Annotated in this window: 20 protein-coding genes; 13 read left to right on the top strand and 7 right to left on the bottom strand. The window is 71.4% G+C overall.

What is annotated here, in order from left to right; translation table 11 throughout:
* Positions 1–77 precede the first annotated feature (77 nt).
* The 3 genes from WA640_RS07045 (at position 78) to WA640_RS28800 (ending at position 2,932) form a co-directional block, all read left to right on the top strand.
* A complete protein-coding gene (locus WA640_RS07045; protein WP_106364880.1) occupies positions 78–590 on the top strand; it encodes a LytR C-terminal domain-containing protein in 513 nt (170 codons plus the stop codon).
* Positions 591–794: 204 nt separating this feature from the next.
* Positions 795–2,384, top strand: coding sequence for an RNA polymerase sigma factor (locus WA640_RS07040; RefSeq protein WP_335986848.1), 1,590 nt, complete (start codon positions 795–797; stop codon positions 2,382–2,384).
* 308 nt (positions 2,385–2,692) lie between these two features.
* Positions 2,693–2,932 (top strand): DUF7455 domain-containing protein, encoded by a 240-nt coding sequence (locus WA640_RS28800; protein ID WP_091053111.1) that lies wholly within the window; start codon positions 2,693–2,695, stop codon positions 2,930–2,932.
* 126 nt (positions 2,933–3,058) lie between these two features.
* Here WA640_RS28800 and WA640_RS07030 read toward each other — a convergent pair whose 3' ends face one another.
* Both WA640_RS07030 and dtd read right to left on the bottom strand, forming a co-directional pair.
* On the bottom strand, positions 3,059–4,771 hold the full coding sequence (locus WA640_RS07030) for a DEAD/DEAH box helicase (RefSeq protein WP_335986847.1): 1,713 nt from the start codon (positions 4,769–4,771) through the stop codon (positions 3,059–3,061).
* A 96-nt stretch (positions 4,772–4,867) separates the two neighbouring features.
* The gene (dtd, locus tag WA640_RS07025; RefSeq protein ID WP_335986846.1) at positions 4,868–5,290 is read right to left on the bottom strand and encodes a D-aminoacyl-tRNA deacylase; all 423 of its coding nucleotides are present in this window, start codon (positions 5,288–5,290) and stop codon (positions 4,868–4,870) included.
* 41 nt (positions 5,291–5,331) lie between these two features.
* Here dtd and WA640_RS07020 point away from each other — a divergent pair, with 41 nt between their 5' ends.
* From WA640_RS07020 to WA640_RS07000, 5 genes are all read left to right on the top strand, one after another.
* The gene (locus tag WA640_RS07020; protein ID WP_335986845.1) at positions 5,332–5,655 is read left to right on the top strand and encodes a DUF3099 domain-containing protein; all 324 of its coding nucleotides are present in this window, start codon (positions 5,332–5,334) and stop codon (positions 5,653–5,655) included.
* A gap of 58 nt (positions 5,656–5,713) precedes the next feature.
* Positions 5,714–5,989 carry a DUF3039 domain-containing protein gene (locus WA640_RS07015; protein ID WP_245889002.1) on the top strand — a complete coding sequence of 92 codons (276 nt, stop codon included), beginning with the start codon at positions 5,714–5,716 and terminating at the stop codon, positions 5,987–5,989.
* Positions 5,990–6,059: 70 nt separating this feature from the next.
* On the top strand, positions 6,060–6,698 hold the full coding sequence (locus WA640_RS07010) for a trimeric intracellular cation channel family protein (protein WP_245889003.1): 639 nt from the start codon (positions 6,060–6,062) through the stop codon (positions 6,696–6,698).
* A gap of 148 nt (positions 6,699–6,846) precedes the next feature.
* A complete protein-coding gene (locus WA640_RS07005; protein ID WP_106364885.1) occupies positions 6,847–7,815 on the top strand; it encodes a sigma-70 family RNA polymerase sigma factor in 969 nt (322 codons plus the stop codon).
* A 95-nt stretch (positions 7,816–7,910) separates the two neighbouring features.
* Complete coding sequence (locus tag WA640_RS07000; protein WP_335986842.1) at positions 7,911–8,597, top strand: metal-dependent transcriptional regulator; 687 nt, start codon at positions 7,911–7,913, stop codon at positions 8,595–8,597.
* Between the two features lie 284 nt (positions 8,598–8,881).
* On the opposite strand, the gene WA640_RS06995 is transcribed toward WA640_RS07000, so the two are convergent.
* Genes WA640_RS06995 through WA640_RS06985 form a run of 3 tightly spaced genes read right to left on the bottom strand, consistent with a single transcriptional unit; the run spans position 8,882 to position 10,771 of the window.
* Complete coding sequence (locus WA640_RS06995; RefSeq protein WP_335986841.1) at positions 8,882–9,493, bottom strand: hypothetical protein; 612 nt, start codon at positions 9,491–9,493, stop codon at positions 8,882–8,884.
* Positions 9,490–10,284: a sulfurtransferase gene (locus WA640_RS06990; RefSeq protein ID WP_335986839.1), complete on the bottom strand. Its 795-nt coding sequence runs from the start codon at positions 10,282–10,284 to the stop codon at positions 9,490–9,492. The genes WA640_RS06995 and WA640_RS06990 overlap by 4 nt, the downstream gene beginning before the upstream one ends.
* Before the next feature lie 10 nt (positions 10,285–10,294).
* Positions 10,295–10,771, bottom strand: a complete 477-nt coding sequence (locus WA640_RS06985; protein WP_219926802.1) for a deaminase — start codon at positions 10,769–10,771, stop codon at positions 10,295–10,297.
* Positions 10,772–10,925: 154 nt separating this feature from the next.
* Between WA640_RS06985 and WA640_RS06980 the strand changes: the two genes are divergently transcribed.
* From WA640_RS06980 to WA640_RS06960, 5 genes are read left to right on the top strand one after another with little or no spacing between them, the layout of a single operon-like run.
* Positions 10,926–12,287 (top strand): hypothetical protein, encoded by a 1,362-nt coding sequence (locus tag WA640_RS06980; protein ID WP_335986837.1) that lies wholly within the window; start codon positions 10,926–10,928, stop codon positions 12,285–12,287.
* On the top strand, positions 12,284–13,246 hold the full coding sequence (locus tag WA640_RS06975) for a glutamate ABC transporter substrate-binding protein (protein WP_335986836.1): 963 nt from the start codon (positions 12,284–12,286) through the stop codon (positions 13,244–13,246). The genes WA640_RS06980 and WA640_RS06975 overlap by 4 nt, the downstream gene beginning before the upstream one ends.
* Positions 13,247–13,255: 9 nt before the next feature.
* Complete coding sequence (locus tag WA640_RS06970; RefSeq protein WP_335986835.1) at positions 13,256–15,703, top strand: serine/threonine-protein kinase; 2,448 nt, start codon at positions 13,256–13,258, stop codon at positions 15,701–15,703.
* 12 nt (positions 15,704–15,715) lie between these two features.
* Positions 15,716–16,783, top strand: coding sequence for a PP2C family protein-serine/threonine phosphatase (locus tag WA640_RS06965; protein WP_106364891.1), 1,068 nt, complete (start codon positions 15,716–15,718; stop codon positions 16,781–16,783).
* Entirely contained in the window at positions 16,780–17,970 is a 1,191-nt protein-coding gene (locus tag WA640_RS06960) for an FHA domain-containing protein (RefSeq protein WP_335986834.1), read from the top strand. The genes WA640_RS06965 and WA640_RS06960 overlap by 4 nt, the downstream gene beginning before the upstream one ends.
* A 51-nt stretch (positions 17,971–18,021) precedes the next feature.
* On the opposite strand, the gene WA640_RS06955 is transcribed toward WA640_RS06960, so the two are convergent.
* The gene (locus WA640_RS06955; RefSeq protein WP_335986833.1) at positions 18,022–18,915 is read right to left on the bottom strand and encodes an alpha/beta fold hydrolase; all 894 of its coding nucleotides are present in this window, start codon (positions 18,913–18,915) and stop codon (positions 18,022–18,024) included.
* A gap of 19 nt (positions 18,916–18,934) precedes the next feature.
* The gene (locus tag WA640_RS06950) at positions 18,935–19,516 is read right to left on the bottom strand and encodes a TetR/AcrR family transcriptional regulator (RefSeq protein ID WP_335986832.1); all 582 of its coding nucleotides are present in this window, start codon (positions 19,514–19,516) and stop codon (positions 18,935–18,937) included.
* Positions 19,517–19,549: the final 33 nt, after the last annotated feature.

The following is a 19,549-nucleotide window of genomic DNA, read 5'->3' as shown; positions in this document are numbered from 1 at the left end:
GGCAACGTTTGCGGGACGTCGGATCGTCTAGGTGCCAGAAGATGAACTGCTGGTGTTGAACACTCGGGGAGGCAACCGTGCGTATCGCTCGTATCCGCGCTTTGATCGTGCTGTGCGCATTGGCGCTGGTCGCTGGACTGGCAACGCTCTGGGCCATCAGGAACGACTCGCAGCTCTCCGCGAGCAGCGACTGCGAGCCCGGCGCCGTCGAGATCAAGACCGCGCCGATCCCCGACCCCTCCGAGATCGAAGTGGTCGTCCTCAACGGGACCGACCAGTCCGGCCTCGCCGAGCAGGCCGCCTCCCAGCTCGAAGACCGCGGCTTCGTCGTGGTCGACACCGGCGACGCCCCCGAGGAGTACGACGGCACCGCGCTGGTCCAGTACGGGCCCGAGCAGTACGCCGCCGGACTGCACACGTACGCGTACTTCTACCAGGGCCGGGACGGTTTCGCGCTCGACTGGGACCAGCCGATCACGATCACCCTCGGGAGCGACTTCCGCGAGGTCAGGTCGGCCTCCGACGCGCGCCAGTCGTTCGCGCAGAGCGGCGGCATCGAGGCGCCGGAGGGCACCTGCACGGTAGAATAGGCGGCCGTCACCCCCGACGCCCTCACTGAAAATGCGGAAACACAGCTCGAAACGGCATCACGGACGGGCCGCAGGCGAATTTCGGCGCTACAATTCACGCCTGCCCGGTCGTTGTGCCGACCTGGGCTGCCGACCCAATATCCAATGCTCACCCGCTATGGAGCCCGGCTGCGCCGTGCCCGCCATTGCCTCGGAAGGTTGCTCGTGACTGACGCACGTCCCACCGGCACAGACGTCAATTCCCTGACCGACTCGCTGCTCGCTCTGGCCCGAGAGAGCAACGGGCAGCTGACGTCCGCGACGGTCGCCCAGGTTCTGGAGTCGGCGTCGGCCTCCCCCGCCGAAGGCAAGAAGGTCCTCCGCGCGCTCGCCGAGGCCGACGTCACCGTGGTCGTGGACGGCTCCTCCTCCACCCGCAAGCGGGTGCCCGCCGCCCGCACCGCCACCTCCTCCCGGACCACGACGGCCAAGGCCGCCAAGAAGACCGCGGTGAAGAAGACGGCCGCGAAGAAGGCCGCCCCCGCCGCCGAGACCGACGAGGCCGAGGCCCCGGTCAAGAAGGCCGCCAAGAAGACCGCGAAGAAGGCCGCCGCGAAGAAGACGGCCAAGAAGGCCGTCCCCGCGAAGGCCCCCTCCGGCGACGAGGAGCCCGACGAGGCCGAGCTGGCCGCCGCGGCCGAGGACGACGACGCGCTGGCCGAGGCCGCCGCCGCGGCCCCCGCGAAGAAGGCGTCCCGCAAGAAGGCCGCGAAGAAGGCGACGTCCCGCAAGTCCAAGAAGGACGACGAGGACGACGACGAGGAAGACGGCTTCGAGTGGGACGAGGAGGACTCCGAAGCCCTGAAGCAGGCCCGCAAGGACGCCGAGATGACGGCCTCGGCCGACTCCGTCCGCGCCTACCTCAAGCAGATCGGCAAGGTCCCGCTCCTCAACGCGGCCCAGGAGGTCGAGCTCGCCAAGCGCATCGAGGCCGGCCTGTACGCCGTCGAGCGCATCAAGCAGCTCAAGGAGGCCGGCGGCGAGATCCCGACGCAGATGCGCCGCGACCTCGAATGGATCGTCCGCGACGGCGACCGCGCCAAGGACCACCTCCTCGAAGCGAACCTCCGCCTCGTCGTCTCGCTCGCGAAGCGCTACACCGGCCGCGGCATGGCGTTCCTGGACCTCATCCAGGAGGGGAACCTCGGCCTCATCCGCGCCGTCGAGAAGTTCGACTACACCAAGGGCTACAAGTTCTCCACGTACGCCACGTGGTGGATCCGCCAGGCGATCACCCGGGCCATGGCCGACCAGGCGCGGACCATCCGCATACCGGTCCACATGGTCGAGGTCATCAACAAGCTCGGCCGCATCCAGCGCGAGCTGCTCCAGGACCTCGGCCGCGAGCCGAGCCCCGACGAGCTCGCCAAGGAGATGGACATCTCCCCGGAGAAGGTCCTGGAGATCCAGCAGTACGCCCGCGAGCCGATCTCGCTGGACCAGACCATCGGCGACGAGGGCGACAGCCAGCTCGGCGACTTCATCGAGGACTCCGAGGCCATCGTGGCCGTCGACGCCGTCTCCTTCTCGCTCCTCCAGGGCCAGCTCCAGCAGGTGCTCCAGACGCTCTCCGAGCGCGAGGCCGGCGTCGTGCGGCTCCGCTTCGGCCTCACCGACGGCCAGCCGCGGACCCTGGACGAGATCGGTCAGGTCTACGGCGTCACGCGCGAGCGGATCCGCCAGATCGAGTCCAAGACGATGTCCAAATTGCGACACCCGTCGCGCTCGCAGGTGCTCCGCGACTACCTCGATTAGCGGCACCGCGTTCGCTGTCGGCAAACGCCGCAGGCGAACCGGCCGCCGCCGCGAGGCCCGGACCTGGTGTGTATCACCCGAACGGGTGGGTACCTGAACAACGCGCCGGGTTGTCGATCGCCGCTAGGTGGGCTACGGTGTGGAACAACTATCGCGACCGCAAGAGCGAGTGAGCCGAGTCTCAGTCGGAACTTGTCGGGAAGGGGTAGTACAGTGCAGGCGTTGAACGGAACGAGCCGGTCAACCGGCTGACAGAACACCCGCGTTGTGCAGATCGCACAACGACCGAACGCAGCGGAGGACCTGGTATGACATCCACCCTGACGCCCCCGCCCCAGACGGAGGAACGTCCGATCGCGGGCGAGCGCTGCGATCGGTGTAGCGCCGCGGCAAAGCTTCGCGTGACCCTGGCCGAAGGCGGCGACCTCGTCTTCTGCGGCCACCACGCGAACCAGTTCGCCGAGAAGCTCGTCCCGATCGCCATCGACTTCACCGCCGACCCCGAATTCGAGTGGCGCGGCACCGACCTCATGGCCTCGGAGAACTAGCGCCTCACGAGACTTCAAGGGCCCGAGCGGAAATCCGCTCGGGCCCTGCCTCGTCTCCGGGCTATCGAGTCACCAGGAGCGGCTGCGCCTCCCGGCTGCGCCGCCCGGACCTGATCGCCCGCTTCGCTACCACGAACGGATCTCCGCGATCCGCTCCTCCAGCTGCTCGATGGTCGCCTGCGCGCTCGGCGGGCCGCCGCACTTGGAGCGCAGCGTCGCGTGGATCTTCCCGTGCGGCTCGTTCGTCGCGAACGAGCGGGCGCCCACCAGCGCGTTCAACTGCTTGCGCAGCTTCAACCGCCGCTGCGCGTTCGTCATCGGCGGCTCGGCCGTCTGGCGCTCGGCGACCTCCGTGCGCGCGCCGCCGCCCTGCTTCGACATCTGCTCGCGCTGCCGCTTCTGGAGCAGCAGGTGGATCTGCTCGGGCGTCAGGAGCCCCGGCAGGCCCAGGTACTCCTGCTCCTCGTGGCTCCCCGACTGCACCGGCAGGCCGAACGAGCCGCCGTCGAAGATCACCTGGTCGAGCTCCGCGCTCGACTCCAGGGTCTCGCGCTGCCCGCCGAGTTCGGTGCCCTCGTTGAGGACCCGCTGCGCCTGCTCCAGCAGCAGCTCCGGGTCCTGGTCCTCGGACTTCGGCTTGATCACGTGGTCGCGGTCCTGCTCCAGGTTCTCCGCGAGGCTCAGCAGCGGCACCACGCTCGGCAGGAACACCGACGCGGTCTCCCCCGGGCGCCGCGACCGCACGAAGCGGCCGATCGCCTGCGCGAAGTACAGCGGGGTGTGCGCGTTCGTCGCGTACACGCCGACCGCCAGGCGCGGGATGTCCACGCCCTCCGACACCATGCGCACCGCCACCAGCCACTCCTGATCGGACACCGCGAACTTCGCGATCTTCTCCGAGGAGCCCGCGTCGTCCGACAGCACGATCGTGGCGCTCTTGCCGGTGACCCGCTTCAGGATGCCCGCATACGCGCGGGCCGAGTTCTGGTCCGAGGCGATGATGAGGCCGCCCGCGTCCGGGATGCCCGCGGCCCGCAGCGACGACAGGCGCCGGTCGGCGGCCCGGATCACCTGCGAGATCCACTCCCCCTCCGGATCGAGCGCGGTGCGCCACGCCTGGCTGGTGAGGTCCTTCGTGAGCGGCTCCCCCAGGCGCACGGCGAGCTCGTCGCCCGCACTCGTGCGCCACTTCGCCTGGCCGGAGTAGGCCATGAACATGACGGGGCGGACCACGCCGTCGGCGAGCGCGTCCCGGTAGCCGTAGAGGGAGTCGGCGCGCGAGCGCTTCGCGCCGTCGTCGTACTCCTCGTACTCCACGAACGGGATCGGGTTGTCGTCGCTGCGGAACGGGGTGCCGGTGAGCGCCAGGCGCCGCTCGGCCTCCTCGAACGCGGTCTTGACGCCGTCGCCCCACGAGCGGGCGTCGCCCGCGTGGTGGATCTCGTCGAGGATCACGAGCGTGCGGCGGGCGAGCGTGCGCCGCCGGTGCACGGCCGGGTCCGCGCCGATCTGCGCGTAGGTGAGGACCACGCCGTGGTAGTCGGTGGCACTATGGACGTCGGAGTTGCGGAACGCCGGGTCGAGCTGGATGCCGAACCGCGCCGCCGCGCCCGACCACTGGACCTTCAGGTGCTCGGTCGGGCAGACCACCGTGACCGTGTCGACGGTGCCGTCGGCGAGCAGGTCGTAGGCGATGCGCAGGGCGAACGTGGTCTTCCCGGCGCCCGGGGTGGCGACGGCGAGGAAGTCCCGCGACTGACCCCGGTGGTACGACACCATCGCCTTGCGCTGCCAGACCCGAAGCGACGGAAGCGACTCGGGTGGGGCGGCCGGGATCATGCGGGCTCCTTCCGGTGGACGACGGACCCGGATGATTCTAGGCCGCGGCGGCCGTCCCGGCGCCCGCTTGCCAGCCGTACATCGGGACGGTCACGTTCAGCGCTCCAGGAGGATGGTGTTGGGGCCCACGTTGACGCTGGAGACGCGCATCATCGCCCCGAACTTCCCGGTCTCGACGTGCGCGCCGAGCGCGCGGAGGCGGGCCGCGACGGCTTCCACCAGGGGTTCGGCCACCGGCCCGGGGGCCGCGGCGTTCCAGGACGGGCGGCGGCCCTTGCGCGTGTCGGCGTAGAGCGTGAACTGGCTGACGAGCAGGATCGGCGCCTCGTTGTCGGACGCGGACCGCTCGCCCTCCATGATGCGGAGGCTCCAGATCTTCTCGGCGATCCAGCGCGCCTCGTCGTCTCCATCCGTATGGGTGACGCCGACGAGGACGAGGAGCCCTTCCCCGATCCTGCCGACGCTCGCGCCGTCGACGGTGACTTCGGCCTCGGCGACGGTCTGGACCACTGCTCTCATGCCCCCGATCCTCCCCTATGGCGCAGGCGTACGCTCGAAGGGTGGGTCGGCGTGAGAAGACAGCGGTCATCACCGATGCGGCCATCTCCCTTGAAGAGGAGCGCCGGTACCGGACGATCCGCTATGTCGTGATGATGTCCATCCGCGCGTTCCTGGTGATCCTCCTCGGCATTCTCGTCATGCTCGACGTGCCGCTGCTGTGGCTGTGGCTGCTGTTCGGCGTCGCGGGCATGGCGGTGCTGCCGTGGCTGGCGGTGCTCCTGGCGAACGACCGGGTCGTCAAGCGCCCCGGGAGCTTCTTCCACCGCCAGCGCCGGGCCGAGACGCTCCAGGCGCCCGACAGGCCCATGATCGATTCCGAGTGAGGGCCCGCCGCGTGGCAATATTGACGGATATTGCCCGCGCGATGAGGAGTGAGTCAACGTGAGCGGACTTCCCGAGACCGGCACCGGCGGCCTGGACGGCGGCGGTTCCACCCTGCTCGAAGAGCAGACCCAGACCCAGCCGAACTACACCTACGAGGACGGCGACGAGGAGCGCTTCTCGCACTACGTCCCGAAGGACAAGCTCATGGCCGCGATGGTCGACGGCGTCCCGGTGAAGGCCCTGTGCGGCAAGATGTGGGTCCCCTCGCGCGACCCCGACCGGTTCCCGATCTGCCCGCAGTGCAAGGACATCTACGAGAAGATGAAGGCCTAGCGCGGACCGCGGCTCCCGCGTTCCCCCCGGAGCACCGGTGTGACGCGGCGCTGCCTGCTATAACGCACGTGTGGTCACTGCAATCTCGGGATTCGAGCCGACGAGCCTGAGCCTCGTCGCGGAGCTCATCGGCACCGCGGTGTTCGCCGCCTCCGGCGCGAGCGCCGCGGTCGGCAAGCGCCTCGACCTGTTCGGGGTGGTCGTGATCGGGACGCTGTGCGCGCTCGGCGGCGGCGCCGTGCGCGACATCCTCATCGACGCCAAGCCCCTGGTGCTCACCGACTGGCGGTACCCCCTCGTCGCCGTCCTCGCGTCGCTCGTCGTGTTCCGGTTCCACCCCGCGCTGTCGCGGATGCGCCCCACGATGCTGGTCCTCGACGCGGCCGGGCTCGCGCTGTTCACCGTGGTCGGGACGCTGAAGGGCCTCGACTACGGCTTCGCGGTCTACGCGGCTTGCATCGTCGGAGTACTCTCCGGTATCGGCGGCGGCATCCTGCGCGACGTGCTCGTCCAGGAGATCCCCGCGGTCCTGCGCGAGGACTTCTACGCGATGGCCGCGGTGATCGGCGCGATCATCGTGTCGGTGGGCGCGCGATGGGAGTCGCAGATCGGGCACTGGACGCTCATGCTGATCGCCATCGCGACGATCTTCGTTGTACGGATGGTGGCCATCAGGTATCGCTGGCAGGCCCCGAAGCCGAATATCTGATCGTGTCTCCCGGGTTCGTGCCACCCTTCGAGCCGGGGGATCGCAACGCTCGAAATCCGCTGCAAGCTGGTACTCCTCAGCCCGGTGCCCGCCGGGCGCGGTGCGGGGCCCCTCCCGCACGGGGGGATTGCAGCGAAAGGCGAAACCGATGGCACCTGTCGACAGCATCCGTCAGCGACCGGCCCAGCGACCGGCGCAGCGCGCGACCGAGTACTCCGGCGACCCCGTGCGCGCCTATCTCAACGGCATCGGCAAGCACCGCCTCCTCACCGCGTGCGAGGAGGTCGAGTGCGCGAAGGCCATCGAGGCCGGCCTCATGGCCGAGTGCCGCATCTCCGAGACCACCGACCCCGACCTGCGCAGCGACCTGGCCCGCGTCGCCGCCGACGGCCGCGCCGCCAAGCAGCGGATGCTGGAGTCGAACCTGCGCCTGGTCGTGTCCGTGGCGAAGCGCTACTCCGGCGCCGGGATGAGCCTGCTGGACCTGATCCAGGAGGGGAACCTGGGCCTGATCCGCGCGGTCGAGAAGTTCGACTACCAGAAGGGCTACAAGTTCTCCACGTACGCCACGTGGTGGATCCGCCAGGCCATCAACCGGGCCGTCACCGACCAGTCCCGCACGATCCGGGTGCCCGCCCACACGGTGGACCAGATCAAGCGGATGAACCGGGTGCGCCAGGACCTCATGGCCGAGCTGGGCCGCGAGCCCCGCTACGAGGAGATCGCCCGCGAGCTCGACACGACCCCGGGCAAGGTCCTGGAGCTCATGTCCTACGACCGCGAGCCGGTGAGCCTCGACCAGACCGTCGGCGAGGACGACTCCACGGCCCTCGGCGACCTGGTCGCGCACCTGCCGCGCGAGAACGCCGGCGACGACGCGGTCTCCTACGCGCTGCTGCGCCGCCACATCGCGAACGTCCTCGCCTCCCTCCCCGAGCGGGAACAAACCGTCCTCCGCCTGCGTTTCGGCATCGACGACGGGCGCCAGCGCACCCTCGAAGAGGTCTCCGCGGACTTCGGTCTCTCCCGCGAGCGGGTCCGCCAGATCGAGAAGAACGCGCTGCACCGCCTCCGCCAGCCCGACTACGCGGGTCGGCTCGCCGACTATGTGGCCTGATCGCCGTATACCATTGGTGCAGACAGGGGGTCTGGCGGCTACTTGACCCACCCCGCCCGGTGCCCTGCGGGCGGACAGAGTGAAGGAACGAAGCTGTGACCACGGACCTCGTCGACACCACCGAGATGTACCTGCGCACCATCCTCGAACTGGAGGAGGAGGGCGTCCCTGCGCTGCGCGCCCGGATCGCCGAGCGGCTGGAGCAGAGCGGTCCGACGGTCTCGCAGACCGTCGGCCGGATGCAGCGCCACGGCCTGCTGAACGTGAAGAGCGACCGGCACCTGGAGCTCACCGAGGAGGGCCGCCGCCAGGCGGTCGCGGTGATGCGCAAGCACCGGCTCGCCGAGCGGCTCCTGGTCGACGTCATCGGGATGTCCTACACCGAGGCGCACGACGAGGCGTGCAAGTGGGAGCACGTCATGAGCGACACCGTCGAGAAGCGCGTGTACGAGCTGCTCAAGCACCCCACCCGGTCGCCGTACGGGAACACGATCCCCGGCCTGGGCGAGCTGGACGCGAACGCGCCGTCCGACGCGCACGAGGCCGACGAGCGGCCCATGAGCGTGGTCTCCGCGGGCGCGAAGGTGCGCGTGACGCGCCTGTGCGAGTCGGCGCAGACCCACCCGGACCTGCTGAACGCGCTGCACGAGGCGGGCGTGGACCCGGGCGCCGAGATCGCGGTGGACCGCCAGGAGGGGCAGGTCGCGGTGACCTCCGCGACGAAGACCCTGCGCCTGTCGGTGGACGACGCCGCGAAGATCTTCGCCGTTCCTGTCGTTTAGTCCGATTCCGTTGCGGCGCAAGCCGTTTCATCGCGATTGCGCTGCGTTCCAAACGCGTCACCGAGTCTTGACCACCGGACTACCGGGTAGTAGGCTGACCAAAGCGTTGGAAACGGTTTCAACCGCGCGACAGCTCCGCTGCCGGAGCCGATGGGCTGAAACCCCCCGAACTGCACTCCGCACCTGAGCGCCCTCCTTGCACCCCCGGCAAGGAGGGCGCTCGCGTTCAGGAGAGGAACGGCCGCCGGACCTGTGGTCCGGCGGCCGTTTCGGGTCTTCGCGGGTTATCCGGCGGCCTCGGCGTGGGCCGTCGAGACGCCGACCGCGAGCTGCGCGAAGCCGTCCACGAGGCCCTCGACCGCGGCCGCGTCGGTGCCGGCGGGCGTGGTGTAGCGCATCTCGAAGATGGTGCCGCCCTCGTACCAGCCCATCTCCAGGGCCGGGCCCGCGCCGGTGTCCTCGGTGTGGACGACCCAGTAGGCGGCCTCGCCGAGGCCGGAGACCTCCGAGGTGCCGTCGGCGAGCTCGTCCTCGTAGACGTCCACGGTGGCCTCGGTGCCGATGATGAACAGCGTCAGGTCCGGGTAGGCGGCCTCACCGGTCTGGACGGCGCAGGTGAGCTGCGCGGGCGCGTCCTCCCCCGCGTCCTCGCCGGGCCCGCCCGAGGCGAACCGGAAGTCCTCGCCGGTCGTGGAGTTGAGGAGGTCGGAGTCGATGTACGGGCAGGCGCCCGCGGCGTCGGCGAGGTCGAGCTCCACGGGCTCGGTGTCCTCCACGGAGGCGGTCTCCTCGTTGGCGGCCGTGTCGAGCGGGCCCTCGTCCTCGGGCGCCTCGTCGCTGCACGCGCCGAGCGCGAAGAGGAGCGCCGCCGGGGCGGCGATCAGGAGTCGCTTCATGATTCCTCCCCACGGGCGACCTCGCGGCCCCGTGAGGCCCAGTCGCTCCAGGATCCGATGTACACCGGCGGCGTCGGCAGCCCGGCGGCGGTGACGGCGAGCGCGCTGCGGGCCGCGCCGACCCCGGAGCCGCAGTAGAACGCGGGCTCGGGGAGGGACTCGTAGCGGGCGCGGAGGCGATCGACGTCGGCGAGGTCGTCCTCGCCGAGGAACCGGTTGATCGCGCCGGGGATGTGCCCGGCGACGGGGTCGACGGGCTCCATCTCGCCGCGGTACCGCTCGGGGCTGCGCACGTCGACGAGGCTGTGCTCGGCGGCCCAGGCGGCGGCGCCGTCGGCGTCGAGCACGGGCAGGCCCCCGGGGCGCACCGTGACGTTGCCTTCAGGCCGCTGCGGGACCTGCGTCTCCAGGGGGAGCCCGGCCGCGTTCCAGGCGGCGAGGCCGCCGGTGAGGACGCGCACGTCCTCGATCCCGGCCCAGCGGAGCGTCCACCAGGTGCGGGCGGCGGACATGCCATCGCCGCCGTCGTAGACGAGCACGGGCGTGCCGTCGTCGATCCCCGCGGCGCGCAGGACCACTTGGAGCGCTTCGGGTTCGGGCAGCGGATGGCGGCCGCCGACGGGGCCGACCTTCCCGCAGACGTCCCGGTCGAAGTCGAGCCAGACGGCCCCGGGCAGGTGCCCGGCGGCGTACTCGGCTTCCTTGGAGTCGCCGCCGAGCGTCCACCGGACGTCGATGGGGACCGCGTCGGTCCAGGCGGCGGCCTCGACAGCGTCGATGATCGGCCTCATGGGTCCCAGGTTATAGGAGGTGCGCGTTCGGCTCTTCGGCCGCCGCCGCGAATTCGGGCATCACGGTCACCGCGACGCCGTGCTCCCGCAGGAAGGCGTCCCCGCCGGGCGCGGACACGAAGTTCGCGGGCTCGGGCATGGCGTACGCGACGCGCGCGACCCCGGCGTCGGCGAGCAGGTGCGCGCAGGGCCGCGGCCTGGAGGCGCGGCGGGCGCACGGCTCCATGGACGAGTAGGCGACCGCGCCGCGGGCGGCGGGCCCGGCCTGGCGCAGCGCGACCTCCTCGGCGTGGTCGTGCGGGCCCTCGGCGCGCGACCAGCCCTCGCCGACGACGCGCCCGTCCGCGACGATCACCGCGCCGACGCTGAACGCGGTGGCCGACGGCGGGCAGCGCAGCGCCAGGTCGCAGGCGCGGCGCATCCACGCGGCGTCGTCCGCATCGGACCTGTTGGCGGCGTTCGGGGGCGGGCTCTTCGGGTGCTGCACGGGGCCTACCGTACCGGGAGGATTCGCGACAGGGCGGCAGCCCGCGTTCCTTGCCGCTTGCCGATACCATGTGGGAGTCCCCCGACACTCCAGTCACGGTTCCGTGCGCGCGGCGCAGTCCCGACAGTCGTCTTCGAGTTGAGGTGCAGCAGTTTTGGCCGTCCAGTCCCCTCCAGCCCCGACCCAGGCGCCGCCTGCCGCGGGACCGCCCGCGCCCGGCGCGGCGCCCGGGCGGTGGACCGACCGGGTCGCGGCCGCGCTGCGGCAGACGCCCGGCCAGCTGCGGGGCGTCCTCGCGGTCCTCGCGGTCCTCATCCTCGGCGCCGGCGTCACCGGCATGACCTCGATCCTCGCGAAGTCCGCGGTCATCGAGGAGACCACCAGCCAGTCCGGTCGCCTCTCGGTGGCCGCGCTCCAGCTGTACCAGGCGCTCTCGCAGGCCGACGCGACCGCGGCGTCCTCGTACCTGACGGCGGGCACGCCCTCGGAGTCGATGAACGACGCGTACCGGACCGCGCTGCGCGACGCCACGGTCGCGCTCGCGACCGCCGCGGGCGAGGTCGAGCACGCCGAGGACGTCGAACTCGTGGCCCAGCTCAACGCCCGCCTCCCCGTGTACACGGGCCTGGTCGAGTCGGCGCGCACCTTCAACCGCCTCGGCGAGCCCGTCGGCGCCACGTACCAGGAGCAGGCCTCGACGCTCATGCGCCAGGAGATGCTCCCCTCGGCGCACACGCTCCAGGAGAACGCGCTCGCGCAGCTCACCGAGTCCCGCGACGGCGCCGCGGCGTTCCCGTGGGCCGCCGCCGCGCTCGTGATCGCCGCGCTCGGCACGCTCGTGTGGGCGCAGCTGTGGCTCACCCGCAAGACCAACCGCACGTTCAACCTCGGGCTCGTGGGCGCCACTGTCCTGCTCGTGGTGTTCGCCGGGTGGCTGGCGATGGCGTCGCTGGCGTCGGCGAGCCACACGTCCCGGTCCCACGAGGAGGGCTCGCGGCCGCTCGAACTGCTCGCGCAGGCCGAAATCGCGGCCCAGCAGGCCCGCGCCGAGGAGTCGCTGCTGCTCATCGCCCGCGGCGAGGCCCCCGAGGCGGCCGACCGGTACGCCGAGCACATCGAGGAGCTGACCGCCGACGGCGGCCTGCTCGACCAGCTCGACGACGCGTTCGCCGACGACCCCGACCTCGCGGCGAAGATCGACGACGCCCGCGACGCGGCCACCGCGTGGAGCAACGGCCACGGCGAAGTCGTCAAGCTCGCCCAGGAGGGCAGCTACACCGAGGCCGTGGCGCTCGCCGTCGGCGACGACGAGGCGAGCCTCCAGACCTCCTTCAACGGCCTCAACGCGGCCCTGACCGAGGCCACCGAGACCAGCGCCGACCGGTTCGTGGACGCGACCCTCGACGCGCAGCGGTCGCTCCAGGGCGCCGCCGCGGGCCTCGCGGCCCTGTCCCTGGCCGCGCTCATCTGCGCGGCCGTCGGCATCCAAGTCCGAGTGGCGGAGTACTACGCATGAACCGAACCGGAAGAACCGCCGCCGCGTTCGCCGCGGCCGCGTGCCTCGCCCTCGCCGCGTGCACCGGGCCCGCGAGCATGGAGCCGCCCGTGGTCGACGTGCCGACGCCGCTGCCCGACGGGGTCAACTTCTCGCCCGACGCGAGCCCCGCCGACGCCGACACCTCCTGCGACCCGCTCTCCTCCTACTCCCCCGGCTCGGTCACCGCCGAGCAGGCGCGCGCGCTCCTGGAGGACCCCGAGCAGATCAGCATCGGCATCAGCCAGTCCACGAACCTCATGGGCTACCGCGACCCCGAGACGAACGAGCTCGCCGGGTTCGACATCGACATCGCGACCGCGATGGTCCAGGCGATCATGGGCGACGCGACGAAGGTCCGCTGGGTGCCGATGAACTCCGCCGACCGCGAGCAGGCCCTCGCCGACGGCCGCGTGGACATGGTCGTGCGGACCATGTCCATCACCTGCGAGCGGTGGGAGAACGTCGAGTTCTCGACCGAGTACTACCACGCGGGCCAGCGCCTCCTCGTCGCGAAGGACTCCGGGATCGCCGGCCTCGCCGAGATGACCGCCGACCAGCTGGTGTGCACCGGTGCGAGCTCCACCTCGGTGGGGAACATCGCGGCGGTGAACCCGGAGGTCCAGCCGGTCACGGTCCCGGACTTCAACGACTGCCTGGTGCTGCTCCAGCAGGGCACCGTCGACGGCGTCGCCATCGACGACACGATCCTCGCGGGGATGGCCGTGCAGGACCCGACGCTCCAGGTCGTGGGGGACGCGTTCTCCGAGGAGCACTACGGGATCGCGTTCCAGAAGGGCGACACCGACCTCGCGCGGTTCGTCAACGGCGCGCTCGCGGCGATGATCGCGGACGGGCGCTGGCAGGACTCGTACGACGAGTGGCTGGCCGGGCCGCTCGCGACGGGGCCGGCCGCGCTGACCACGCAGTACCGGGATTGAGGGGACCGCATGAGCGACCAGCAGCCGCCGCCCGAGCACACCCAGCGGTACATGGCGGGCCAGTACCAGCAGCCGCAGACCGAGGAGAGCGACACGCTCGCGGTCCGCAGGCGCATGTCGACGCCTCCGGCGGTGCCGCCGCAGCCGGGCTTCGCGCCCGCGCCTCCCGGGCCGCCCGGGACGGGCTCGCCGCCCCCGAACGCGGCGCTCCAGCCCGGGACGGCGGCGCTGTCGCCGCCGAGTATGACGGCGCCCGTCGGGCCGCCGCAGGCCCTTGCGGCACAAGCGCAGGTAGCGCAGTCGCAGCAGGTGGTGCCCGCGAACGCGGTCGCCTCGCCGCCTCCGGCGCCGTACCGGGCCCCGGCCGCACCGCTGCCGCAGCCGATCACCGGGCCGGTGACGCGGTCGACGACGTCGAGCACGCGCCAGCGCGGGGGCCTGTCGGACATGCCGCCGGTGCCGCCGCGCGACCCCGCCGAGGCGGTCATGGCGACCCCGCAGGTGCCCGAGCACAAGCGGTTCTGCTCCTCGTGCGGGAAGCCCGTGGGGCGCCCGCAGGCGGGCCGTACGGGCCGTGTGGAGGGCTTCTGCCCGTACTGCCGGGCGCGGTACTGGTTCACGCCGGCGCTGTCGCCCGGGGACCTCCTGTCGGACCGGTACGAGGTGCTGGGCGCGATCGCGCACGGCGGGCTCGGCTGGATCTACCTGGCGAACGACCGGAACTTCGCCGACGACCTGACGCAGCGGTGGGTCGTCATCAAGGGCCTCATCAACACCTCGGACGAGGACGCGATCGAGGCGGCGATCAACGAGCGGCGGTTCCTGGTCGGGATCGACCACCCGAACGTGGTGGACATCCACGACTTCGTGACCGCGGCGGACCCGCGGTCGGGGCAGCTCCAGTCGTACATCGTGATGGAGTACATCGCGGGGAAGTCCCTGCGCGACATCAGGGACGCGACGGACGACGAGGGCGAGCGCAAGCCCCTGCCGCTGGAGCAGGTGCTGACGTACACCGCGGAGCTGCTGCCCGCGTTCAGCTACCTGCACGACCGGGGCCTGCTGTTCTGCGACTTCAAGCCCGACAACGTGATCCACGTGGAGACGTGGCTGAAGCTCATCGACCTCGGGGCCGTGCGGCACGTCGAGGACATGGAGTCGGCGATCTACGGGACGCCCGGGTACTCCGTGCCGAACGACGAGATCCTCTCGGTGGGCCCGTCGGTGACCTCGGACCTGTACACGATCGGCCGGTCGATGGCCGTGCTGGCCTTGGACTTCAAGGGCTTCACGACGACGTACCGGGACCACCTGCCCCCGGCGTCGGAGGCCCCGCAGTTCGCGGAGTACGGGTCGTTCCACCGGCTGCTGCTGCGCGCCACGCACATCGAGCCGCGCTCGCGGTTCCAGGACGCCGACGACATGCGCACGCAGGTGCGCGGGGTGCTCCACGAGGTGCAGTCGGTGCAGCGCGGGGAGCCGCGCTCGGAGCCGTCGACGCTGTTCTCCGGCGAGCAGTCGGTGTTCGGGGAGCCGGACGTGGAGTACGACGTCCACAAGATCGGCGACCCGTTCGAGGTGGCGCACGCGCTGCCGACGCCGATGGTGGACCTCGCGGACCCGATGGCCGCGTTCCTGGCGACGCAGCAGGCCACCGACGTGAACGGCATCCTCCAGGAGCTGAACTCGGCGCCGCAGCAGAGCCCGGAGGTGCAGCTGCGGCGGGTGCGCACGCTCGTGAACGCGGGCGAGCTGCACCAGGCCGCGGCGGTGCTCGACCAGTTCGCGCAGCGCGAGGGGAACACGTGGCAGGTGACGTGGCTGCGCGGGATCATCTCGCTGCTGGCCGCGGACTTCGCGACCGCGGCGGCGCATTTCGACGCGGTCTACTCGCACCTGCCCGGCGAGCTGTCGCCGCGCCTGGCGCTGGCGGCATGCGCGGAGCTCGCGGGCCGCGCGGACCTGGCGCTGCCGCACTACACGCGGATCTGGGCGTGCGACCACCGGTTCGTGTCGGCCGCGTACGGCCGGGCGCGCCTGCTCGACCTCGAAGGCAACTCGACGGACGCGATCACGACGCTGCACCAGGTCCCGAAGACCTCGGCGCAGTACGGGATCGCGCAGACCGCGGCGATCCAGACGGCGCTGCACTCGCGCACCGCGCCGCCGTCGCTGCTGGACCTGCACCACATGGCCGGGCGGCTGGACGAGCTGAAGCTCGAACCGCGGCGCCGGCACCTGGTGTCCACGCGGATCCTGCACCTGGCGCTGGACACGGTGCAGCGCACCGGTCCGGCCGCGGAGCCGCCGGTCTTCGGGGCGCGCCCCGAGGAGCGGGAGCTGCGCCTGGCGCTGGAGCGGTCCTACCGGGACCTGGCCCACGCCTGCACCCGCAGGGAGGACCAGGTGTACTACTTCGACCTGGCGAACCGCCACCGCCCCCGCACGATGCTGTAGCGAAGGAGCCCTATGCAGCCCTCACCGACCATGGGCGCCGCGAAGCGTTGCACCGCTTGCGGTCTCCCGGCAGACCTCGGCCGCTTCTGCGAGGACTGCGGCGGCGACCTGGAGGAGTTCGAGGTCCCCGCCGAGGCCCTCCCGTGGCGCTCGTCGGCGGCGGTCGAGGAGAACCCGGACCATCCGGGCGGCTCCGACGACCACCTGACGTTCGAGATGCCGGGGATCGGCGCGGCGACGGACGTCGGGAAGCGCCACCACTACAACCAGGACTCGATCGCGATCGCGCTGGCCGAGGACGGCCGGAAGATCGCGGTGGTGTGCGACGGCGTCTCGGGCGCCTCCGACTCCGAGCGGGCTTCACTCGCAGGGGTGGAAGCGGCTGTGACGGAGATCCGCTCGGCGCTCGCCGAGGGCCTGTCGGCGGAGGACGCGTCGCGGCGCGGGGTGGGCGCGGCCCACTCGGCGGTGGCCGCGGTCGGCAAGCAGTACCCGAACTCGCCGCCGTCGTCGACGTACGTGTCGGCGGTGGTCGAGGGGAACCAGGCGGTGCTGTGCTGGGTCGGGGACTCGCGGGCGTACTGGGCCGGCGAGAAGGAGGCGCGGTGCCTGACGGTGGACGACACGATCCAGGCGCGGCTGGAGTACCAGGGCGTGGACCCGTCCGATGAACGGTACAAGAATCCGTACGCGAAAGCCCTGCTGGCGTGGCTCGGCGCGGACGCGCCGACCCTGAACCCGAACCTCCTCCGCGTGGACCTGGGCGGAGGGCATGTCGTAGTGTGCAGCGATGGTCTGTCGCGTTATTTCAATGACGATCACGACCTTCTGCCACTGCCGGACGGCAGTGTTGGCGAGAAGGCGGTAGCGTTGACACGACAAGCGCTCGCTAACGGCGGGCATGACAACATCAGTGTCGCGGTGGTGGAACTCGAATCCCCCGGTTCGGTCCAGGTCGACGAACGCGCGCGCGAGCGCGCTGACCAGGGCTCGCCGAACGGGGAGAACGGGGCCGCCCCGCTGCTCGGTGTCGTCAGCGAGGCCGAGTACACCCAAATGCTTGGAGGGGGACGACCTTGACCTACCAGCCGACCTACGGCGGTGCCCCACAGCCGGGCGGGTACCAGTGCGCGTGCGGGGCGTTCCCGCAGGCACAGTTCTGCGAGCAGTGCGGGACCCCGAACCCGGCGTGGCAGCAAGGCCAGCCTCCGCAGTCCCCTGCCGCGTTCGGGCAGGGCTACCCGTCGAACGACCCGTACGGTCAGCCCGACCCTTACGGCCAGCAGCAGCAGCCGGGGGGCTACGGGCAGGACCCCTACGGGCAGCCGCAGCAGCAGGACCCGTACGGCCAGCAGCCGGGCGGGTACGGCCAGGACCCGTACGGTCAGCCGTCGCAGCCGCAGGGCGGCGGGTACGGCCAGCAGGACCCGTACGGGCAGCAGCAGCCCGGCGGCTACGGGCAGGACCCGTACGGCCAGCCGCAGCAGCAGGACCCGTACGGGCAGCAGCAGCCGGGAGGCTACGGGCAGGACCCCTACGGGCAGCCGCAGCAGCAGGACCCCTACGGCCAGCAGCCGGGCGGGTACGGCCAGGACCCGTACGGTCAGCCGTCGCAGCAGGACCCTTACGGCCAGCCCGCGCAGGACCCGTACGGGCAGCAGCCCGGCGGGTACGGGCAGGACCCGTACGCGCAGCAGTCGTACGCGCCGACCTCGGCGCCTCCCGGGCCGCCTCCGGGCGTCCCGGCCGCGCCGTTCGGCGCCCCGACCTCCGCGCCGCCCTCGACGGGCACCGGCGGGTTCTCGATGCCGGACGCGCAGCCCGCGGACCTCGCGTCGAACTACGCGCCCGCCGGCCAGGCGGCCACCCGCTGGGGCGTCGCCGTCACCGCGGACCAGGGGTACTTCAACAAGGTCGCGGCCTCCGACGGGGCCTCGCAGCTCCAGTACCCGTCGTTCGCTAAGCCGCGCCGCTTCCCGCTCGACAAGGGCGAGCTGGGCATCGGCCGCTACAGCGCCAAGCGGGGCATCACCCCGGACATCGACCTGTCGGGCGACGTCGCGGACCCGGGCGTGAGCGCCCAGCACGCGCGCCTGTACGCCAAGCCCGACGGCTCGTGGACGATCATGGACGTCGGCTCCTCGAACGGCACGTTCCTCAACGGCTCCGACGAGCCGCTGGCGCCGAACGTGGAGTTCCCGGTCGGTGACGGCACCTACATCAACATCGGTGCGTGGACGCGCCTGACGATCCACTACGAAGGCTAAGCGAGACAGCAGGAAAGGCCGGGTCCGTTCGGACCCGGCCTTTCCGCTTCCCTACCCCTGCTTCAAGAACTGCGTGACGGCGCTGCTGACGGCCGGGCTCACCAGGATCTTGCGGTGGCCCAGGCCCTCGGTGGCGAGGAGCTCGGCGTTCGGCCAGGCGGCGGCGAGAGCCTCGCCGTGGCGGAACGGGTTGGGCCGGTCGCGGCGGTCGTGGACGACGAGCGCCGGGGACGGCACGTCGAGGCCGCGCAGGGAGAAGTCGTCGAGCTTCACCCCGGCCTTGGCCTCCCCGAGGGGCGCGAGGCGGTCCATGATGCGCGGGCCCACGGGCACGATCGCGCCGATCGTGTCGCGGAAGCCCTCCTTGCCGCCGATGAACGGCGCGAGCATCGCCAGGCGGACGGCGGCGAGGTCCTCCCCGTTCGCGAGCATCCCGTGGACGGCGCTGAGGCAGCCCATGGAGTGGCCCACGACCGCGTACGGCGTGCCGAACTTCTCGTGGACCGCGCTCATCGCGTCGACCAGGTGCATGCCGTTGGCGTGCCGGTCGCCCCACGGGCCCGCCCCGGAGTTGCCGTGGCTGGGCGCGTCGAAGGCGACCACGCGGAAGCCGGAGGCGACGAGGTTCGCGGCGATGAACTTGAAGTCGCCGGTCGAGCCGCCCCAGCCGTGCACGAGGTAGACGAGGGGGCCCTCGCCCCAGTCGTAGCCCCAGAGGGTCGTGCCGAGGCATTCGAGCTCGAAGACCGAGGCCCCAGCGGGGGCCTCGCCGCGCAGGCGCTTGTCGGGTCCCGCGGGGAGGCGGAACCACATCTCGCACAGGAACTTCGCGGCCGGACCGGGCGCGACGCGCTCTGCTGCGGTGAAGGCCGAGCGGAGGTACCAAGGAGCACGAACGGTCGTGCTTTTATTTGACGAGCCGGAGCTCTGGGTGGTGGACGCCATGGGTGCGTGGCCTTCCTGGTCAGGAACGGTGACTGTCGATCAGCCGGTGGAACGCCGCCCAAGCGCGGTCGGCGGCGTCGGGATAGGACAGGATGCGGCTCATCCAGTTGTAGGACAGCAGGATGCCGAAGACCTCCTGCGCGACCTGGAAGACGTCGGTGTCTTCGTCGAGCTCGCCTTCGGCGACCGCCGTCGAGGCGATCCGGGCGAGCGAGTCGAGCATCAGGCGCTGCTCGGCCACCATGCGATCGTGCACGGGGCCAGGCAGGTCGTCGAACTCGGCGGCGGCGGCCAGGAACAGGCAGCCGCCCGGGCGCGCGTACCAGTCCATCCAGTGCTCGACCACGGCCTGGAGCCGGGTCGTCCCGCGCGGCTTCTTCAGCGCGGGGCGCACGACCTCCTCGCTGAACTGCTCGCTGTTGCGCTCCATGCAGGCGAGCTGAAGGGCCTCTTTGGACTTGAAGTGGGCGTACACGCCGGACTTGGACATGTCGGCGGCGGCCGCGAGCGACCCGATGGTCAGCCCGGACAGCCCCGAGTACCTGGCCATCCGGACCGCGACGTCGAGGATGGCCTGCCTGGTGAGTTCGCCTTTCCGCACGTCCTCAAAATAGCACGGTCGTGCTTGAAAAAG

This window comes from Glycomyces sp. MUSA5-2 (assembly GCF_037034145.1).
In the GTDB taxonomy this organism is placed as follows: domain Bacteria; phylum Actinomycetota; class Actinomycetes; order Mycobacteriales; family Micromonosporaceae; genus Glycomyces; species Glycomyces artemisiae.
This window is presented reverse-complemented; position numbering and strand designations above follow the sequence as displayed.

Excerpts from the sequence above, each read along its gene's own strand:
- WA640_RS28800 (WP_091053111.1), top strand. The coding sequence starts at position 2,693 with ATGACATCCACCCTGACGCCCCCGCCCCAGACGGAGGAACGTCCGATC.
- WA640_RS07030 (WP_335986847.1), bottom strand. The coding sequence starts at position 4,771 with ATGATCCCGGCCGCCCCACCCGAGTCGCTTCCGTCGCTTCGGGTCTGG.
- dtd (WP_335986846.1), bottom strand. The coding sequence starts at position 5,290 with ATGAGAGCAGTGGTCCAGACCGTCGCCGAGGCCGAAGTCACCGTCGAC.
- WA640_RS07005 (WP_106364885.1), top strand. The coding sequence starts at position 6,847 with ATGGCACCTGTCGACAGCATCCGTCAGCGACCGGCCCAGCGACCGGCG.
- WA640_RS06995 (WP_335986841.1), bottom strand. The coding sequence starts at position 9,493 with ATGAAGCGACTCCTGATCGCCGCCCCGGCGGCGCTCCTCTTCGCGCTC.
- WA640_RS06990 (WP_335986839.1), bottom strand. The coding sequence starts at position 10,284 with ATGAGGCCGATCATCGACGCTGTCGAGGCCGCCGCCTGGACCGACGCG.
- WA640_RS06975 (WP_335986836.1), top strand. The coding sequence starts at position 12,284 with ATGAACCGAACCGGAAGAACCGCCGCCGCGTTCGCCGCGGCCGCGTGC.
- WA640_RS06970 (WP_335986835.1), top strand. The coding sequence starts at position 13,256 with ATGAGCGACCAGCAGCCGCCGCCCGAGCACACCCAGCGGTACATGGCG.
- WA640_RS06965 (WP_106364891.1), top strand. The coding sequence starts at position 15,716 with ATGCAGCCCTCACCGACCATGGGCGCCGCGAAGCGTTGCACCGCTTGC.
- WA640_RS06955 (WP_335986833.1), bottom strand. The coding sequence starts at position 18,915 with ATGGCGTCCACCACCCAGAGCTCCGGCTCGTCAAATAAAAGCACGACC.